Genomic DNA, 19,509 nt, shown 5'->3' with positions numbered 1-19,509 from the left:
AGTGGATAAAAGTGCTTTCGGTTTATCCACTCCCTAACGGCCGCAGCTCGGAGACTTAATTTACTTGTTTACTATAACTCTCCGCGTCAGTTCCACCCAATCCATTTTTTCTGGTAATCTCCCTGTGGAAACGATTCGATTAATGCATTCAATCGAATGGGGCTATTTTATCCATGTTAAAGATCGTGCCATTATAAGGGGATCCCTGCTGACTCAGGATAGCGTAGGGGAGCCTTTTACTTTTAAGAAATAATCCAATGCAACAACAGTTACAATCGAAACTGCATTTTTATCGGAAACATTTTTCTGAGTTAGTGCATCCGCTTAATCACGCGCTGAAGTCCTTACTATTGGTAAGCGATTACGCTTGTCGCCACATTGAAATTTTAAAAAGGTTACTCGCGGAAGATGATGGTTTGCAACCTCTGGGCTATGACGATTATCAACGATTATTGAGCCAATTGCCTGAGCAAGGCCCTCATTTTGGCCGTGAGTTGCGGTATTTTCGTCATCGCCATTTTTTACGTTTGATGCTACGTGAGCTTGCTGGGTTAGCGGATACGGAACAAACAATGGCTGCTTGGTCAGACTGTGCCGATGCGATTATTTTACGTTCACTGCAATTTTGTCAGCAAGAACTAACGAATCGCTATGGCCAACCCTGCGATGAGATGGGTAAACCAACGCAACTTTATGTGCTTGCAATGGGCAAACTTGGCGGACAAGAACTCAATTACTCTTCTGATGTTGATCTAATTTTCGCTTTTTCAGCAGCCGGTTATACCAATGGGCAAGACCAGGTAAGTAACCAGCAATATTACAGTAAAGTCGTGCAGAATTTTATGCAGCTTTTGCAAAATCCGACTGCAGAGGGTTTTGTTTTTCGTGTCGATTTACGTTTGCGCCCTAATGGCGATAGCGGTGCTTTAGTCTGCACTTTAGCTGCCATGGAAACCTATTACCAAGAGCAAGGACGGGACTGGGAGCGTTATGCGATGGTCAAAGCGCGTCTAATTGGTGAGCATACTAAAGATCAAAACCATTGGTTTCATCGCTTGATTACTCCTTTTGTCTACCGCCGCTATGTCGATTTCAGCGTGATTGAATCCTTGCGCAGCATGAAAGCGATGATAGCGCGGGAAGTGCAATTGAACCCCATGCTCGATGACATTAAGCGCGGGCTTGGAGGAATTCGCGAAATTGAATTCATTATCCAGAGCATTCAGTTGATTCGAGGTGGTCGTTTTCCTTATTTAAGACAGCAAAATCTGATAACAGCGCTTGATGCAATAAAAGAAGAGGGGTTGCTCACACGCACTGCGGCTTTAAAGCAAGCTTATCTTTTTTTAAGGAAATTGGAAAATGCGCTGCAAAGCTTAAACGATCAGCAAACGCATACCTTGCCTAAAGATGAAATCAAGCAAACACAAATCGCTTTTGCGATGGGTTTTGAAAATTGGAATGTGCTTTTGACAAGGCTGCAACAATATCAACGGATTGTGAGTACCCTTTTCCGCTCCATTTTGCGCAAAGGCGACCCTTATGAAGACGAAAATCGGCTTATTGCTAACCAATTAGCTAGCTTATGGCAAGGCCATGTTGAAAACAGCATGGCAATTAATTTATTAGCCAGTCTTGGATTTCGTGAACCTGAGCGGTGTTATCAGATGCTGCATGCCTTTCGCCATTCACCACGATGCCGACGTTTATCGCAAGCTGCTCGAATGCGTCTTGATCGTTTTATGTTGCTGTTGTTAACTGAGTTAACTCAGGTGGCTGAGACAGATACCGTTTTATCGCAAGTTTTGCACTTGCTCGAAAATATCGTTGGCCGCAGTGCCTATTTGGCTTTGATAACTGAAAATCCACAAGTCCTAAAAGAATTATTGCATTGGTTTGCCCATAGCCCTTTTATTACTTCTTTGCTTGTAAGCCAGCCTTTTTTACTCGAGATTCTTCTCGATCAGGAAGAAAATTGGCGATTGCCCTCGCGTCAGCAGCTTGAACAAACCTTAAAAAATCAATTGGCGCATTGCACAGAAAATGAATTAGAAGGCGAAATTTTACGTCAATTTAAATTGAATAATTGGCTTTGTGCAGCGCGTGCAGAGATGCACGGGCAGTACGATGCGGTGCGTATTGGCCGCTTTTTAGCCGATGTTGCCGAGGTTATTGTTGAAGAAGTTTTGGTCATCGCTTGTCAGCAATTAACAAGGCGATATCCACAAATGATGCAGATTAAATCACGCTTTGCCATCATCGCTTACGGCAAGTTAGGTAGTAGGGAAATGAATTATAATTCCGATCTTGATTTGGTTTTTATCCACGCAGCGCTTGATGAAGAAGAAGGATTAGTCACGCGGTTGACGCAAAAAATTTTGCATATGCTAACAACGCGGTCGCAAGCAGGAATTTTATATTCTGTTGATACCCGTTTGCGCCCCTCAGGTGCAGCTGGTTTACTTGTCAGCCATATTGACGCGTTCATTGAATACCAGCGTACCCAAGCCTGGACATGGGAGCATCAAGCTTTACTGCGTGCCCGAATCCTAGTAGCCAACAAACGCATCCATCACCTCTTCAAGCAGCTCAAAGCAGATGTGTTATTTTTGCCGAGAGATAGGAATGTTCTTCGGGATGAAGTGTTAGCAATGAGAACAAAAATTAGTCGGCATTCTGACGCCGAGCAAGTGAAATTTGCTGCCGGCGGCTTGCTTGATCTTGAATTCTTAGTGCAATTTCTAGTGTTGGCCAATCCAAGACAGGGCTTAATACGCTATACCAATACCCTCAGTCTGTTGCAAAAATTATACAGCGAAAAGATCCTTACTCGGGAGCAATTTATTAAACTCAAACAGGCATATAAGTCCTATCATCATTTATTACACCAAAATTTACTGCAGCCAGCATCATATGATTACCATGCGCATCAACTTGATGTGGTCAAGGTGAGTAAGGAGTTGTTCGCTTATTATTGATTAAAATTTGACAAATCTACCATTGTCAAAACAGGTTTTGCTCACTATGATAATTATTTTTGAAAGAGCGAATAACAAATGGATTTATCTACATCAGAGATCGATTTCTTTTTTACCCATGGCTACTTAGTAATTAACGGCTTTTTTCCTGAATCAATTTGCGAAACCTTGAGAAACCGTATTCACGCTATCATTGCCCATCATCATCAGGAAATTCCTATTACTATTTTTTCCACGAAATCCAATGAACATGCGCAAAATGCTTATTTTTTGGACTCAGGTGATAAAATCCGCTTCTTTTTTGAGCCCGATGCTTTTGATGAACAAGGGCAAATGATTCGGCCAATTGAAAAATCTTTAAACAAAATAGGCCATGCTCTGCATGAACTTGATCCAGTTTTTCGCCAATACTCAAGAGACTTACGGATTAAAGCAATCTGCCAGCAACTTGGTTTTCGAAAACCAAGCTTATTGCAGTCGATGTACATTTTTAAACAACCTAATATCGGAGCGGAAGTCAATTGTCATCAGGACGGTACTTATCTTCATGCCCACAATGATGAGGTGTTAGGGTTTTGGTTCGCGCTTGAAGACGCGACTTTGGATAACGGATGCTTACAAGTGATTCCTAGCCCGGCGTCAACGCCTTTAGAAAAGCGCATGATTCGTGAGGATGATACAGTCTTTTTTGAGGAATACCGCACGACAAAATGGAAAGAAGACCAGTGCATCCCTCTAGAGGTCAAGCAAGGCAGCATGATCATTTTGCACGGCCGCTTGCCTCATAAAAGCAATGCAAATCAGTCCAACCAATCCCGCCATGCGTATACTTTACATGCGGTTGATGCAGTTTATCCCTACCCAACAACAAATTGGCTACGCTGGCCCCATGGTTTGCCTGAGTGGTAGATAAACCAATTAAGGGCTTGTTCAAAAATTTATCGTCTACAATTTAGTTTCATTATCTTTAAATTCACTTATCCAGAAGTGTTGCGAGGAGTCTATGTTTTTAGGAATCGGTTCAACAATAATGGTTTGGACTAATGCAGGGTAAAAAGGCCCTGAAGAGGTTGCCCATTGATAAGTGATTTGGAATTGCCAGCTGTTTTTATGGTGAGCGATTTGTTTAATACGATAAGAGGTAATCCAAGGGCTCGAAGTTCCTGAAACCCAATAAGGCCAAGAATCTTTATATTTATTTTTTAATGGAGCCGAAAATAGCATAAATTGCACTGCACCATTTCGAGTTTTATTCGCCTCTGCAAATAAAGAGGCAACTGCAGTTGGCGTTTTAGGGGCTAAAGCTCTTTCCAACATGGAAATGCGCGCAGCATCAGATTCAGATTGAGGAACTGTTTCAGCAATACTTGGTGCGGATAATGTGAGCAGTAAGAAGAGCAGAGCTGGGTTAGGGTATAATTTTCTCATATTAATTAGGGCTCTCTAGATTGGTCGAAATCCAGTTATTAATCGATTGCTTAGTCTCATTTGCTACTCGAATTAACTGGAAATAGAGTTCGTTTAATAGCTTAGTGTAGCCTGCTTTTCGATAACGCTCCAAATATTGGCAAGCAAGTTTAAGCCTGATCGTGCCACAATATAATGCTCCGCTTTTCATTTTATGAGCTAGTTTTTCAATTTTATCCCAATCTAGCTCGGTATAAGCTGCTTGAATTTCGCTTAATTCTGTTGGCAACTCTTGTTTTGTCATGATGTTAAGCAGCTCATGTAGAATTGAGGCATCACCGAGGTTAGCAAGTCCTGCATCAATATCCAGCAAAGGGTAAGGATCGAGAAGAAAGAGTTCTTCTTCACTGCTTGGTAAATCAGTTCCCAGCTGCTTTTTTTCTGCTTCATCAGAAGATCTTATATTATCCTTTGAAGAAACTTGCCCTAGCTTACTCATCATACATCCAACAACTTTTTCACATCGCTTCCACGAATTATATATGATTTCTTATTGTCGCAAACGTTTAATGACGTTGCATGTCTAATTAATCACCCGAATATAAAAAAACTTGTCATTCTTAGCTAATTGCTTTAATTTTTGTTGCCAAAAAGAAGGAGGATATCATGCTAGGTGATCCACGCCATCAGGAAAAAGCCAAGAAGACAGTAAATCTACTATTGTTCCTGAATTTAGCTCTCTTACCCCTTTACGTGATGGATGTAAAAACGGGATTAAAGTTATCGCTGGTTCTCACCGCCATGGTACTTTGTTATTTTCATGAGTTAGGCAAAAGTAGGCGGCCTGGTGGAAATCTCATGCATAACGTTTCCAGTTTTTTTGCTCCCTCTGTTGAAGCTGATCTCTATAATGCTTATCGAAATGTCATTAATGGTGGTGATGCGGCAAATGATGCAATTTTCCAACTTATTTTCCGCTAGTCCCAGATTGTTTAGCGACCTTAACCATCATAATTTATCTATGCTAGAATCGTTCACACATTAATGACAATGAGAAAAAGCATGAGTGCTAAAAATACATTTTGTTGGACAGACATCCCGGTGGTTGATTTGGATAGGGCAATCCATTTCTATACAGCAATTTTAGGTGAACCCGTACAAAAGATTGCTGAACATGGATTTGAATTTGGATTGTTGCCCCATACAGAGGACAATGTTTCAGGTTGTCTAGTCGTTATGAACAATAGAAAGCCGTCTTTGGATGGACCACTGGTTTATCTCAATGTCGAAGGCCAATTGGATAGGGCGATCGGGGAAGCAAAAAAGCTTGGTGCAAAGGTACTTCAAGCAAAAGAACAAATAGGGCCATATGGGCATAGGGCTATTGTTTTGGATACAGAAGGCAATGCAATTGCGTTATATTCTAAAGAAGCTTAAAAAACACATCCTTCTTTTTGTCTAAATGTTGGGTCGTTGACCCAACATTTAGCGCATTTCAAGTGGTTGTTGGAGCAAACGCACTAATCTAGCCGGGAAGTCCCTCGTTTCGTGCGGGATGACAACTCTCTTCGGAATTAAATAGTTGATGCCTTCGGTTAAGAAAGGCTACTGAAAGAATTGCCAGCAATGAAACAAGGATTAAATAAAGCGCTGGGGTAGTGACCCAACCTGTATAGTAAATAAGGGATAAAGATACAAACGGAGTCAAGCCTCCAAAAATAGCGAAGCCTAAATTATAACTGACAGCAATTCCACTATAACGGATTTTTGTAGGAAATAATTCGCTAAGAAGAGGTGGGATAATACCCGCAGACAGGCCAAGTAATAAGGAGCTGGCAATAAAGGCAAGGGGGTAGAGATTTGGATGATACACATAAATCGTAAAGATAGGGTATGCGAGACAAGCAGTCAGCATTGTCAGGAGCCTGACTAATTTTTTTAGATTGAAGAGGTCAGTTAAATGGCCGAAGAATATGCTCAAAATGGAGCCAAAAGCAATGGCGGCTGTACGTTCCCAGATATAGGCATCCATTGGTAAGTGCAAAACTTTGGTGAAGTAAGCCGGATTAAATAAGAAGAGCCCAGTCACAATAGCCGCACAAAGCGCTACAATGAGTCCCCCTGCAATCACACAGCTTAATTCTTGTTTAAAAACGGTGACTATTGGAAATTTTTCAACGGATTTTTCAATTGCTAAAAATTGGGAAGATTCGTGCAACTCTTTACGCAGCAAATAACTCAGCAATCCAAAAATTCCTCCGACAATGAACGGAATTCGCCAGCCGTAAGCTTGCATTTGTTCTGCAGGAAGAAATGTTAAGATCGCTGCATGGACGATTGACCCTAACACAATCCCAAAAAGGAGGGCGCAGAAGATAACCCCGCAGGCAAGGCCTTTACGATGGGGTAACGATTCAGTGACGTATGTGATTGCACCAGGAATTTCGCCGCCAATAGAAATGCCTTGTAAAATTCGCAAACTAATAACAATAAGGGGGGCGGCTATCCCGATTGTGGAGTAAGTGGGTATAACGCCTATGCCTATTGTGGCAAGTGCCATGATTAATATCGAGACCGTGAATGTTGTTTTGCGGCCAATTTTATCGCCAAAATGCCCGAAGATAATTCCTCCTAGCGGCCTCACCAAATAACCTATAGCGAAAGTTGCAAAGGTAATAAGTAAGCTGACAAGCTCGTCCGTTGCTGGGAAAAATGCGTTAGAAATATAGCTGGCAAATAGGGCGAAAATAATGAAATCATAAAATTCTAAAGTTCCGCCCAAGCTTGAAAGAATTAACAATCTTTGTTGGTCTTTTTGCACAATTCATCCTTAAATCGAAACAGGGAGCAGACAATTTAGCCTTAAATTAAGGAAAGGGGAAGTGAATTTTCATTCAATGGGATGAGACTCGATTTTCTATTCCATCGAGTCTGACTTCATTGAACACTTAATCCTGCAAAATGGCGACGGCACGAGTCCAACCTGCTGAGGCATTTTTAATTTTGACAGGAAAACAACAAACCATAAACCCGTGTGGAGGCAGGGTTTCTAAATTATGGAGTTTTTCCAAATGGCAATAACTGATTTCGCGGCTGGCTTTATGCCCTTCCCAAATCAAAGAGGCATCTTTATTGGCTAAGTATTTTTCTCGGGTATGGGAAAAGGGGGCATCCCAGCTCCAGCCGTCAGTTCCCGTAATTTTTACCCCTTGCTCAAGTAAATAGAGTGTGGCTTCCCGGCCCATGCCGCAACCTGCGTGGATATAATCATCATGGCCATACCGTGAGCCAGCACGGGTATTGATTAACACGATGTCTAAGGGTTTCAACTCATATTGAATGCGCCCAAGCTCTTCCTGAACATCGTTTTTAGTGACCACATAACCGTCAGGAAAATGGCGGAAATCCAGTTTTACGCCAGCTTGAAAACACCATTCCAGGGGAATTTCATCAACGGTGATGGCACGCTTAGTTTTATCCATCAGTGTGGAGAAATGATAAGGGGCATCTAGATGGGTTCCATTGTGGGTGATCAAATTAACCCTTTCGTAAGCCCATGCCTCACTATCAGGTAAATCTGCAGGAGTCAGGCCTGGGAAAAAATGCATCAACTCTCCTACAGTTTGTTGATGGGTCAAATATTCAATCTCAGGCTGATAACCAGCAGGGTCTGATTTCACTTCATTTTCCAAGTAAATGGAAAGGTCAATAAATTTTTTTGCCATCTTGAGTCCTTAGATCCTTAGTAACTACCTATCCGCACGAATTATCCCGCGACGTCCTCGCGCAAGAAATTGTACCTTAGGTAAATGGTTTAACTCCAAAAATTAATTTCCTTGTTGGATATGTAGAAATCTGATTGTTCATATCATCTATTATTAGAATAATACTTAAAAAGTGAGAGGGTCGTATGGCTGTTTTGCCGAAAGACTTACATTTTGTCTGGTTGGGCAAAGTTCCCGATAAACAAGCGCGTGAGAATATCATGGCTTGGAAAAATAGAAATCCTGATTATACCGTAAGAATTTGGATTGATTCCGAACTTTTTCTTGATCCAAGGCAATCAGCATTACCTGGGGATGAAACCTCTCTCTCAAGTTATGACGATTATATGGAGCTCGTTCGATGGGCAAGAGAAAACCAAATTATTATTGCTGATATTGCCAGAAAACCACTTATCTCCCATCCAGTTATTCAACATGAACATGCCCTGTATCAGGAAATGCCTGCCAGGGATTTTTTTAATGACGAAATTGAAGGTTTATATCGAAATTATGCAGCAGCATCAGATATGTTACGTGTCGAAATTTTATTTCAACGAGGGGGCTTTTACGCTGATGCACAAGATGTGCATCCAGGAGAATTCCCTTTGGGCGATATAGATGCACCGCATGGTTTTTTATTTAATCAAGCCAATGGTACTTATAATAACGATTTTCTCGCGAGTGTGGCTAACGGTAGCATTATCTCTGCATTCCGTGAAGCGATTGTGCAAAATTATCAAGCCCTTTACCAGGATCCTGATCTCACCGCAAAACATCGTAATTCAAAATTAGGGCGGTTCATTTCTTTTTTTGGCTCTGGCGACTACCGCGTCGACACAACTTCACAAACAAGTGGGCCTCAAGCCTTAGCCCATTTGCTTAAAGATTTATACTTTTCTTACCTGTATGCCAATGAATTGAGTTTTGATCCAAAGTTTTACTCCTTACCTGCTGAACAGGCAGCAAGTTGGCATGATGCAGAAGCGTTATCTAAAGTAGATAACTTAAACAGCATATTAAGAAATTTTGTAGTGGATTTTTTTATTGCGGAGATCGAGAAGAAAATGGATTTATTGAATACCGCAATTAAAAAGGAGAAGAAGTGGTTTAGACGTACAGACCAATCTAAAGTGGAAAACCTAGATAGAACTGTCTCTCTTTTAACTCAATTGAAGCACAACTTAAAAGTCATTCCTGCGGAATACGGTTTAGAAGAAATTTATTCCGCCGCAACAAGTGAATTGAACATAGACAGAGTTGCAATCAAGGAATTTTTAACCCAGATGAAACAAGCGTTCTTATTAACTGAACAAGTCATTGAATTTGCCGATGCGCGTCTTCATAACGAAGAGATAAGCATCGAGCATTATTTTTCGTTTATTAAAGAAGTAACTTTCTTTAAAAACCATGATTTCAATGCGCTGCTAAGAATGCCTGATGAGGTCGGTACTGAGGATTTTACCCGCTGGTTAGTTCCATCTGACACTCATCTCGAGGCTAAATGAGTCTTAGAACGGAAGGTCCCAGCATCGCAGATACTATTGGTTGTAAGCGAAATAACCAAGAGAATGTAGCCTTCTTTTGCAGCATTACTTAACCTAAATGAGCCATCTACCATTTTTTAGGTGACTCTGAGAGAATGGTTATATGCAGTGTTCCCCTTAAACTAAATTAGGAATTTAAAGATGATAAGGAAATATCGAACAGCAGCCATTAAGATTGCTTTTCTTGTTGGGTTTGTGATTCCACATGCCCAAGCAGCGGACGCAACTCCCTCATCAGGGCCTGAAACCACCGTTGTTAATGCTAATCCTAAAATTCAGAAACTATTGCAGGACGAATCAGCAAATTTAGCAGCAGAATTTCCTTATCGCATTAACCTATTTAAGCAAGGGCAGGTTGATAAGAATAGCGCAGGAGTAAGAATTGCGGAAACAGCAAATCAACTACTTTCTAATAATTCAGGCCTACTTTTTTATTATGAGGTGGTTACGGATGCCATGAGGGTTCCACATTGGCATGCTAATGCCACAGAAATTGGTACGGTCCTTAGTGGGAAGATGCGGGTGACAATTTGGGAGGGTGCTGGAAACACCAAGATATACACTGTGGAGAAGAATGGGACATGGATTATTCCTAAGGCCAAACTGCACTCGCTAGAAAATGTGGGACAGGAAAAGATGAAGTTTCTTGTCGTTTATGATTCGCCTATCGCTGCTGACAGGGATTTTCTAACTGCTTGGGCCTCATTACCTGATGCCATACTGGCACGTGCTGTTGGCCTTTCTGAAAGCGATATCGCCAGTATTAAAAAGACAACGGTTAACCGATTAAGTGCGTTTGATCCAGCAGCTTCGCCTGAGAAAGGTGATATGTATAGTGATTTGTCGAATAACTTTATGACTACAAAGCCGCTCTATCAATCAGAGTTAGGATCGATCACACGAGTGGATTCCAAAGTTAATCCACACATTGATGGAATGGCTCTGCAAAGGACGATCATGAAGCCAAACGTGTTACGCGTCCCTCATTGGTACACCTCAGGTGATGTCCTTTTATTTGTATTACGCGGTGACGCTTTCTTTACGATGATGGACAATGATGGGAAAGTGTATCACTCGCTTATTCATCGGGGTGATTTGATCTCCATTCCTGTCGGAAATTTTCATAGTTTCTTAAACATTGGTAATGAAGATTTGGAAATTTATGAAGGTTTCAATCGAACTGACGGAATTAATGAAATAACCTTGATGAATGGGGTACAGCACTTTAATTTAGGTACAATGGCAGGTGCTACAGGATTAAGCAAAGACCTGATTAAAAAAATACAACAAGAAAAGCTTGAGTCTTACATGGTTAAATTCTAAAGCAATCATTTGAATCGTCATCGAACAGATTACACAAGCCAATGATTCCTCGAGTGGCCGTATTTGAACGCAGATGTTTTTACCAGATGCGACAAATTTGGCCATTCGCTGCGAGGTTGGGCACCCCTGTTGAACACTAATCTTGGAAATGTGGTAAGAACATGATATTTTTTTCATCTTAAAATCTTTTTAGGAAACAAAATGAGAAAAATTTCTATTGTGGCAGCTTGCTTAATTGCATTAGCTCCCATTGCTTCGAGTGCCCACATAAACTTGGTCAATGTTGACTTTAAGAAAGAATTTTGCGGAAACATGGAGTATTTAGGGAATGCATCGTCAAAACGCCCTCATCTTCATTGTGGCAAGAGCTTTATGGCTTACAAAAAAGCCAATGGCGATCACACAAATATCACCGACATAGGAGATTGTAAGCGCACAAATACTGTTTTTGATGATATTAAAGCAAATAAAACCGCGTTTGCAGATTATCAAGGCATTTATAATGCACTTGTCTTGTATCACCAGTCCGGTTGCCCAAATCAATAATTTTAATACCGCGTTTGAATGAAGGTCGATCCTTTTTGCAAGGATTGCTAAACACGCCGTATGAAGTAAATTCATACGGCGTGATTCTTTTTATAACTTCTGCTCGGCTAACTTGTTTTTCAGCCTGATATAAACGGGTACCCCTTCTTTATAAGGCGGATAAGCTTCTCCCTGAATCAAGGGGGCTAAATAACGTCGACAAGATTCGGTAATACCCATGCCATCTGGGGCAATAAATTCTGGAGGCATCGCCCTCTCTTGGTTAGCTACATCAGCTAATGGAACATGGCCTATTGACCAGCGGTAAGGTGAATCCTGTTCCCGTTTAATAATAGGCATAATCGCATTATGGCCGCTGATCGCTAATTCAACTGCTGCTTTGCCTAAGGCGTAAGCTTGTTCAACATCGACTTGTGAGGCGATATGGCGGGCAGCACGTTGTAAATAATCAGCGACTGCCCAATGGTATTTATATCCCAACTCGTCTTTAACCAGTTGGGCTAACACGGGTGCTACTCCACCGAGTTGTGCATGCCCAAAAGCATCGCGTAATCCAGCTTCGCTTAAAAATTTACCCTCCGCATTACGGATACCTTCTGAAACAACAACGACGCAATAGCCGTAATTTTTCACGCATTCTTTAACTTTATTGAGAAAGCGTTGAGATTCGAAAGGAATTTCGGGGAATAAAATAATATGGGGCGGTTCTTCTACACGATGTCCTGCTAAACCACTTGCGGCAGCAATCCAACCGGCATGGCGCCCCATCACTTCAAGGATAAACACTTTTGTTGAAGAGGCGGCCATTGATGCAACATCAAATCCTGCTTCCAGTGTGGATACGGCCACATATTTGGCGACAGATCCAAAACCAGGGCAATTATCGGTAAAGGGTAAATCATTATCCACCGTTTTGGGAATTCCGATGCAGGTAATGGGGTAACCCATTTTACTGCTCAATTTGGAAACCTTATGCGCGGTATCTTGTGAGTCGCCCCCGCCGTTGTAGAAAAAATAGCCAATATTGTGCGCTTTAAAAACATCAAGCAACCGCTCGTATTCGGCACCATCATCTTTTAATTTGTAGCGGCATGAGCCAAAAGCGCCAGAGGGGGTGTGCATGAGTGCGGCAATATCTGCGTCAGATTCAAGCGAGGTATCAATTAATTGCTCATTAAGAGCGCCAATGATACCGTTTTGCGCTGCAAAAACTTTCCCTATTTTTTCTGGGTGTAATCTTGCTGTTTGAATAACGCCACAAGCAGAAGCGTTAATCACAGCGGTTACTCCACCGGATTGAGCATAAATTGCATTTTTAATTGACATAAAATCTCCGTGAACCACTTCGTTAGTCAGAGGAATTAGTTTGATAGAGATCATTAAATTCATCAATAACCTCATCAATACTTTTAATAAGTTCGGTAAACGCTGGTTTTAATTCTTCGATATTTTTTGCGCGCTTAGCTAGTTTTTCAAGCTGGATAACTTGGGTTTGTAAATGGGGTACACCACAGAAACAACAAGCACCATGTAATTTATGGGCGGCACTTTCCAATCCTTTGATGTTTTTATCATGTAATAATTGCAGGAACTCTTCTCGATTTTTGTGTAATTCATCAACGAAACGAGCAAGAAATTCCTCAGCTAGAGCTTGATTTCCTGAAACTTTTTGCACGCAGAGCTGCCAATCAATGGCTGCTGGTTTTGATTTTTTTAGAAAGAGCAAAAGATGGTTAAGAAGTTGTTTTTCATCAATGGGCTTTTGCAAGCAGAGATCAACACCTGATTTTTCTAACCGCTCTTTATTTAAATCCGAACTATTTGCACTGATGACGACAATTGGAGTTTGCTTATTCAACATGGATTCCTGGCGAATCAAGCGTGCTGCATCGAGTCCATTGATTTTGGGCATTTGTAAATCAAGCAAAATGACATTGTACCGTTTACTCTGACAGGCTTTTACTGCTTCCTCCCCATTATCCACGGTTTCAATATTTGTGTGTTCGCTGAGTAGCGAATTGAGTAACATGCGATTGACTGGATTATCTTCTGCAATTAACAATTCAGGATGGGCGATACGAAGTTGAGACCGCAGGTTGTCTAGTTCATGATCTGTTGCAGGGGTTTGCGAGGCTTGGTTGAGTAAAAATTCAATGGTCTCATGCAGTTTTTGAATACTAATTGGTTTGAACAAGAAGGCCTGGGCGCCAAGTGCTTGAGGATCATGGATAAGCCATTTAGAAATCAGCACGCAAGAAATGGACTGTTTGCGTAATGTCTGAGCTATTTGTTTTTCACAACCTTCATTCACGTTAATGAAGGCAAGCGTGCAATCGCTGTGTTTAGCAAAGGCTGCTTCAAGTTGATTAAAGGAACTGACAGGGACAGTTTCAATACCCCAGTAACCTAATCCATTACACAGGGCCTCTAAATATAGGGGATTGTCATCATAACAAAGGGCTTTTAGATTATCGAAACGCTGGCTTTGATGCTTTTCAACTTCATAAGCAGCTAATTTTTCAAGTTTGATTCGTACCGCAAAAGTTGATCCTTTATTCACTTCACTTGTTAGGGTTATTCGTCCCTGCATGGTTTCAACTAATTTTTTGCAGATGACTAAGCCTAAGCCAGACCCGCCGTAGCGACGGGTGATTGTTGTGTCTGCTTGGTTAAATGCATTAAATAATTTGGTTTGATCTTCACCGGAAATGCCAATCCCAGTGTCGGTAACCGAGATACAGAGCGTATAATCCTTTTCCGTCTCTTGTTCAATCGTAGTACGGATAAGCACGTAGCCTCGATCGGTAAACTTAACGGCATTGCTGACTAGATTGGTAATAATCTGTTTAATACGCAAAGGATCGCCCGGTACTGTTTTAGGTACATTTACGGCCGTTGAAGGGATTAAATCGACTCCTTTTTTGTGGGCATTAGGCGCAGTGAGGGCTAATACCTCATCGATGCAGGCACGAATGTCGAGGGGTATACAATCCAAATGCAATTTGCCGGCATCCATTTTAGAGTAATCGAGAATATCGTTAATGATGGCCAATAAATCTTGCGCAGAGGATTTAATTGTTTTGACGTAATCAAGCTGCAGACTATCTAATTTTGATTCGAGTAAGACGTTAGTAAATCCGATTACCCCATTCATTGGGGTGCGAATTTCATGACTCATGTTGGCAATAAACTCTGATTTTTGCCTGCTTTTTTCCTCTGCTTTTTTCTTCTCTAATGAGAGTTCAATATTTTTCTCTTCCAATAATTCTAAGCTTTGCTGCAAGTCTGCGGTTGCAACTTCGATGTGATGATTTAAATCATTAACAATATTTAAGTACTGTCTTTGTAAATGGGCGCAACCCCGCTCAATAATGCCTAATTCACCTGGGCTTGAGACATTAATGTGCGTTTCAAATTCATTACTTAAGATTTGTTTCATACTGCGTCTAAGACGAGAAATAGGCAGGTAGATTCGCTTGGATAAGAAATAATGGATGGTTAAACTCATTAGCAAGCCAAGCAAAATAATGAAAATGGTCACGATATACATGCGATATTGCATGATAAGCATTGATTGCGTGTCAATATCAAGGGAAAGCCAACCTAAAATATCATCGGCTTGCAAGGCAATAGGGTTAGTTAGTGCTTTAAAGGGCGTGGTTGAATAAAGATTAAACTTAGGAATGGTGATAGGAGCAGTGAAATTAATTGTGTAAGGTTTGATTTGCTTGCTCTCAATATAATCACCAGTGAATTCCGGTGGTTTAAAAGGCTTATGAATGGAATGTTTGCCCCCCCGATACGCAAGCAATTGTCCCTGGGCGTTGTAAAAGGCCAAGGCCTTGACCTCGGGATTCACTGTTGACGCATTGATTAAACCTTGCAATGTTCGACTATCGTTGCGCAACATTGCGAATTGGGCAGCGGGTAATAATTGGCGAATATATGCTTCACCTAAACGTGACATGTGCTGATTTAAATCTTTATTAAATTGGCCATTAAAGAATACGGCAAAGAGGAGGGCGACCAAAAGTACTGGTATTAACGTAGTGATGCGCAGCTGGTATTTGATGCCGAGTCTTTTCATAGTGATGGCAAAATTATCTGATTAGCAGATTTGTTGTTAATTGATGTAAGGAATTAAGGTGCATTCATTTATTTTGCGTTGCTCAGAAAGTTAGATATTATATACTCAAGATACTTCAAAATGCTATTTCTGCTTATTGCTTACAACGGAGCACCTGATGGTAGTTAGAACACGGTTTGCCCCAAGCCCTACCGGGTTTTTACATGTTGGCGGTGTACGCACTGCTTTATTTTCTTGGTTATATGCAAAACATCATAAAGGTCAATTTGTGTTGCGCATTGAAGACACAGATCAAGAGCGTTCCACACAGGAATCTGTCCAAGCCATTCTTGATGGCATGGCATGGCTAGGCCTTGATCATGATGAAGGACCTTATTACCAAACTGAACGTTATTCCCGCTATCAAAAAATCGCAGAACAATTGCTTAATGAAGGTAAGGCCTATCGTTGCGTGTGCAGCAAAGAGCGTTTGGATGCTTTGCGGGAATCACAGCTTGCTGCGAAGCAGAAGCCCCGCTATGACGGCCATTGCCGTGACAAGAATTTACCCGTGGGTAATGAACCTTATGTCATACGATTTAGAAATCCGCAGACGGGCGTTGTTTCATTCAGTGATGTGGTTTACGGTAATATCAATGTTGAAAATAGTGAGCTGGATGATTTGATACTCATTCGCTCGGATGGCCATCCAACTTACAATTTTGCTGTGGTCATTGATGATTGGGATATGCAAATTACCCATGTAATCCGTGGCGATGACCATATTAATAATACTCCCCGGCAAATTAACTTATTCAATGCGCTTAATGCACCCATACCGGTTTTTGCCCATTTACCAATGATTCTGGGTGATGACGGTAAACGCCTATCCAAAAGGCATGGTGCGGTAAGCGTTTTGCAATTTAAAGAATTAGGGGTATTACCTCATGCTTTATTGAATTATCTTGTGCGCCTGGGCTGGTCCTACAAAGACCAGGAAATTTTCAGCATTGACGAAATGATTGAATATTTTGATCTGAGAAATGTTAGCCGAGGGGTATCAAGCTTTAATTACGATAAACTGTATTGGTTAAACCAACATTATCAAAAAAATGATCCGCCTGAGACGGTTGCCCAAGCTCTGCAATGGCATTTTCAAAGTCAAGGTATTGATACAGGAAATGGCCCATCCTTGACTGAATTGGTTTCTATCCAAGCAGAGCGTTATAAGACTTTAGCTGAGATATGTAATGGAAGCCGTTATTTTTATGAGGATGCGATTGAATATGATAACGATGCAGTGAAAAAACACTTACGCCCTGTCGTATTAGAACCATTGGAAGCGCTCTATAAGTTACTGCATCAGCTTGAGCATTGGGATAGTGAATCATTGCAGCAGTGCATCAATGATGTAAGTGCTGAATTTGATGTTAATATGAGTAAAATTGCTCAACCACTTCGCGTAGCTGTAACCGGCAGCAGCGTGTCGCCGGCTATAGCAATGACGCTCAATTTACTGGGCAAGCAACGCACACTATCACGTTTGGATTTTGCTTTGAAGTACATTCGCGAACGTGCTGCAAGCAGCCAATCTAACTGAGTAGGTAACCCGCAGTTGGAAATAGACAGCTCTTATTCAAATCTAATCAGGTAATCGGGTGCAAGGTTTAAGTTAAATATCCGAGCCGTGGTATAGGAGCGGATATAAGCAACCGCTCTTATTCACATGCCTCTAGTGACTTGTTTTCAAGATGATAAAGAATTGCCTTAGCACTGGCCGGGGTAAATGGTTTGTTAAAATATCTTTCTATCCCGACAGCGAGCGCTTTTTTAGCATAATCAGGTTCGCCATGCGCGGTAACAGCAATGATTGGTGTGTTTTTATTGATAGTGCTTTGTTTTTTAATTAAAGTAGCGACTTCAAAACCATCCGGCCCTTCGCCTAGTCCGATGTCCATTAAAATGAGATCATAAGAAAAGGTCATTGTTTTTTCCAAGGCAATTTTTCCATTTGATGCGATATCCACAAGGCAGCCAAGTTTTGCTAATTGTGCTTTAGCAACCATCTGGGCAATGAGAGTATCTTCTACTACAAGCACGTGGATAGGATGAGTCATTCATTTTCCTTTCAATTAACGCTATCCTTTGGGATTAAGATTAATCTAACATCAATTCCATCAGTACTAAAACGTTATTTATACAATTGTTGGCTGAACTTGACAATTTTTAAGTTGAAAAGAATTGTAACGGTTATGTCGTCCTGGGCATAGCGAAGAATCTCCCTGATAGAACTGGTGACAGTGTTGAGTATCCAATAAGCTGTCAGTCAACTATCTCGTCAAGTAAAGGTCGTTTAAAAGGCAGTGTACAGATGAAAGTCGTTCCTGTTTCAGGGCTGCTGATAACATCAATTTCTCCCTCCAACTCTTCGACAAGCTGCTTAACAATATGCAAACCTAAACCTGCTCCTTTGTATTTGTTTTGATTCGCTGGATGTAGGCGGTAGAATTTTTCATAGATGAGATTTTGCTTATCTGGGGATATACCGATACCGGTATCTGCAACTAATAATTGCAGTATAAAATTTCGTTCGTCAATTTGTTTCCCCATCCTCACACTCACTTGAATGCTGCCTTTATCCGTAAATTTAATCGCGTTGCTTAATAAGTTCATGATGATGCGTTGAATCCGGGGTGGATCACCAATAAAAACAGTGGGTATATCGTTTGGATAATCACTATTTAGATCGAGTTGTTTAATGGTTGCAGCTGCCCTTTCCATGCAAATAATCTTTTCAATGATTTTTTTTAGGTCGAATTTCTTAGCAAGTATGGGTAAATTTTCTGAAGGATTACGGGTAAAATCTAATATATCGTCAAGGAATTCTATAAATTCTTTGGCTGAAAGGTAAGTAATTTCAAGCTGTTCTTTTCTCTCAAGATCAGCTTCTGTCTCAGCCAAAAACTCAACCATACTATAGATGCCGCTAAACGGTGTTCTAAGTTGATGCTCCATGTTGCGTAAAAATTCTGTTTTGGCTTGATTGGCTGCCTCGGCAGCAATTTGCGATTTACTCAGCGCTTCTTCTATCTTTTTGCGTTCGGTGATATCAAAAGAAATCCCTAAAATCCCAACAACTTCACCATTTTTATTAAATAAAGGGGATTTCTTGGATAAGAAAATAGACACCTCGTCGGAATTAGCAAGCTGAGATGCTTCTTCACGGGTCAACGTTTGCCGGCTATTCATTACTGCTAAGTCAGATTCCCTGAGCGAGTGGGCATCATGACTCCAAGGCATTTCATAGTCAGTTTTCCCTATCATCAATTTTGGGTGAGAAAAGCCTGCTGATTTTGCTTGGGCAAAATTACAACCTTGATAGACCGAATCTGTATTTTTCCAGTAGACATGACCTGGCAAATTGTCGAGGATACTGGCCAAAGTAAGCTCAGCTTCTTCTTTTTCAATTCGGTTTTTTTCTTCTTGTGCCTTCCTTTCGGTAATGTTGATGGAAATTCCTGCCAAACCAATGATTTCACCTTCGTTATTGAATAAGGGGATTTTCTGCGTCAAATAGATAGAATGTATATTACCAAGTTCTAAACCCTCTTCTTCAAAGATACAAGGTAAGCCTGTAGCAATGACTTCCATATCGTTTTTTCTAATTTCATAGGCTTGCCTTTTCGGATAAAGCTCAAAGTCAGTTTTGCCGACGATTTCTGTTGGCGAAGAAAGTCCCGCGCTTCTGGCTTGCAGTTCATTACAAGCTAAGTAGCGAAATTGATTATCTTTCCAATAGATATGTACGGGCATCCGCTCAATAATTTGCCTGTACAAATCAAACTGCTTAAGAAGACTATCGTAATTCAAAGCCATAAATT

General features: G+C 41.0%; 16 protein-coding genes. 8 read left to right on the top strand and 8 right to left on the bottom strand.

Annotated elements, in window-relative coordinates; all coding sequences use genetic code 11:
• Positions 1 to 257: 257 nt before the first annotated feature.
• Both glnE and LMI_RS11275 read left to right on the top strand, forming a co-directional pair.
• Entirely contained in the window at positions 258 to 2,978 is a 2,721-nt protein-coding gene (gene glnE / locus LMI_RS11280) for a bifunctional [glutamate--ammonia ligase]-adenylyl-L-tyrosine phosphorylase/[glutamate--ammonia-ligase] adenylyltransferase (protein ID WP_045099887.1), read from the top strand.
• A 78-nt stretch (positions 2,979 to 3,056) separates the two neighbouring features.
• Entirely contained in the window at positions 3,057 to 3,887 is an 831-nt protein-coding gene (locus LMI_RS11275; protein ID WP_045099886.1) for a phytanoyl-CoA dioxygenase family protein, read from the top strand.
• A gap of 36 nt (positions 3,888 to 3,923) precedes the next feature.
• Here the strand turns inward: LMI_RS11275 and LMI_RS11270 are convergent, their stop codons facing one another.
• Both LMI_RS11270 and LMI_RS11265 read right to left on the bottom strand, forming a co-directional pair.
• A complete protein-coding gene (locus tag LMI_RS11270; protein ID WP_045099885.1) occupies positions 3,924 to 4,406 on the bottom strand; it encodes a hypothetical protein in 483 nt (160 codons plus the stop codon).
• Between the two features lies 1 nt (position 4,407).
• Entirely contained in the window at positions 4,408 to 4,887 is a 480-nt protein-coding gene (locus LMI_RS11265; RefSeq protein WP_082050742.1) for an Hpt domain-containing protein, read from the bottom strand.
• 164 nt (positions 4,888 to 5,051) lie between these two features.
• Between LMI_RS11265 and LMI_RS11260 the strand changes: the two genes are divergently transcribed.
• Positions 5,052 to 5,366, top strand: coding sequence for a hypothetical protein (locus LMI_RS11260; protein WP_052679555.1), 315 nt, complete (start codon positions 5,052 to 5,054; stop codon positions 5,364 to 5,366).
• A gap of 81 nt (positions 5,367 to 5,447) precedes the next feature.
• Entirely contained in the window at positions 5,448 to 5,822 is a 375-nt protein-coding gene (locus LMI_RS11255) for a VOC family protein (protein ID WP_052679554.1), read from the top strand.
• Positions 5,823 to 5,910: 88 nt separating this feature from the next.
• Here the strand turns inward: LMI_RS11255 and LMI_RS11250 are convergent, their stop codons facing one another.
• Both LMI_RS11250 and LMI_RS11245 read right to left on the bottom strand, forming a co-directional pair.
• Entirely contained in the window at positions 5,911 to 7,206 is a 1,296-nt protein-coding gene (locus LMI_RS11250) for an MFS transporter (protein WP_052679553.1), read from the bottom strand.
• Between the two features lie 127 nt (positions 7,207 to 7,333).
• A complete protein-coding gene (locus LMI_RS11245; RefSeq protein WP_045099881.1) occupies positions 7,334 to 8,110 on the bottom strand; it encodes a cyclase family protein in 777 nt (258 codons plus the stop codon).
• A gap of 185 nt (positions 8,111 to 8,295) precedes the next feature.
• Between LMI_RS11245 and LMI_RS11240 the strand changes: the two genes are divergently transcribed.
• The 3 genes from LMI_RS11240 to LMI_RS11230 all read left to right on the top strand — a co-directional run bounded on the left by LMI_RS11240 (position 8,296) and on the right by LMI_RS11230 (position 11,562).
• Positions 8,296 to 9,654, top strand: a complete 1,359-nt coding sequence (locus LMI_RS11240) for a TcdA/TcdB catalytic glycosyltransferase domain-containing protein (RefSeq protein WP_045099880.1) — start codon at positions 8,296 to 8,298, stop codon at positions 9,652 to 9,654.
• A 180-nt stretch (positions 9,655 to 9,834) separates the two neighbouring features.
• Positions 9,835 to 11,016 (top strand): cupin domain-containing protein, encoded by a 1,182-nt coding sequence (locus tag LMI_RS11235; protein WP_045099879.1) that lies wholly within the window; start codon positions 9,835 to 9,837, stop codon positions 11,014 to 11,016.
• Between the two features lie 201 nt (positions 11,017 to 11,217).
• Positions 11,218 to 11,562 carry a hypothetical protein gene (locus LMI_RS11230; RefSeq protein WP_052679552.1) on the top strand — a complete coding sequence of 115 codons (345 nt, stop codon included), beginning with the start codon at positions 11,218 to 11,220 and terminating at the stop codon, positions 11,560 to 11,562.
• Between the two features lie 90 nt (positions 11,563 to 11,652).
• Here the strand turns inward: LMI_RS11230 and LMI_RS11225 are convergent, their stop codons facing one another.
• Positions 11,653 to 12,888 carry a 6-phosphofructokinase gene (locus LMI_RS11225; protein WP_045100733.1) on the bottom strand — a complete coding sequence of 412 codons (1,236 nt, stop codon included), beginning with the start codon at positions 12,886 to 12,888 and terminating at the stop codon, positions 11,653 to 11,655.
• Positions 12,889 to 12,910: 22 nt separating this feature from the next.
• Positions 12,911 to 15,649, bottom strand: a complete 2,739-nt coding sequence (letS, locus tag LMI_RS11220) for a two-component system sensor histidine kinase LetS (RefSeq protein ID WP_045099878.1) — start codon at positions 15,647 to 15,649, stop codon at positions 12,911 to 12,913.
• Positions 15,650 to 15,806: 157 nt separating this feature from the next.
• Between letS and gltX the strand changes: the two genes are divergently transcribed.
• Positions 15,807 to 17,228 carry a glutamate--tRNA ligase gene (gene gltX, locus LMI_RS11215; protein ID WP_045099877.1) on the top strand — a complete coding sequence of 474 codons (1,422 nt, stop codon included), beginning with the start codon at positions 15,807 to 15,809 and terminating at the stop codon, positions 17,226 to 17,228.
• 118 nt (positions 17,229 to 17,346) lie between these two features.
• Here gltX and LMI_RS11210 read toward each other — a convergent pair whose 3' ends face one another.
• A complete protein-coding gene (locus LMI_RS11210) occupies positions 17,347 to 17,745 on the bottom strand; it encodes a response regulator (RefSeq protein WP_052679551.1) in 399 nt (132 codons plus the stop codon).
• Between the two features lie 205 nt (positions 17,746 to 17,950).
• Positions 17,951 to 19,504, bottom strand: coding sequence for a PAS domain-containing sensor histidine kinase (locus LMI_RS11205; RefSeq protein ID WP_052679550.1), 1,554 nt, complete (start codon positions 19,502 to 19,504; stop codon positions 17,951 to 17,953).
• Positions 19,505 to 19,509: the final 5 nt, after the last annotated feature.

The organism is Legionella micdadei (assembly GCF_000953635.1).
Classification (GTDB): Bacteria; Pseudomonadota; Gammaproteobacteria; order Legionellales; family Legionellaceae; genus Tatlockia; species Tatlockia micdadei.
Note: the sequence above shows the minus strand (reverse complement) of the source record. Positions and strands in the feature narration are given on the sequence as shown.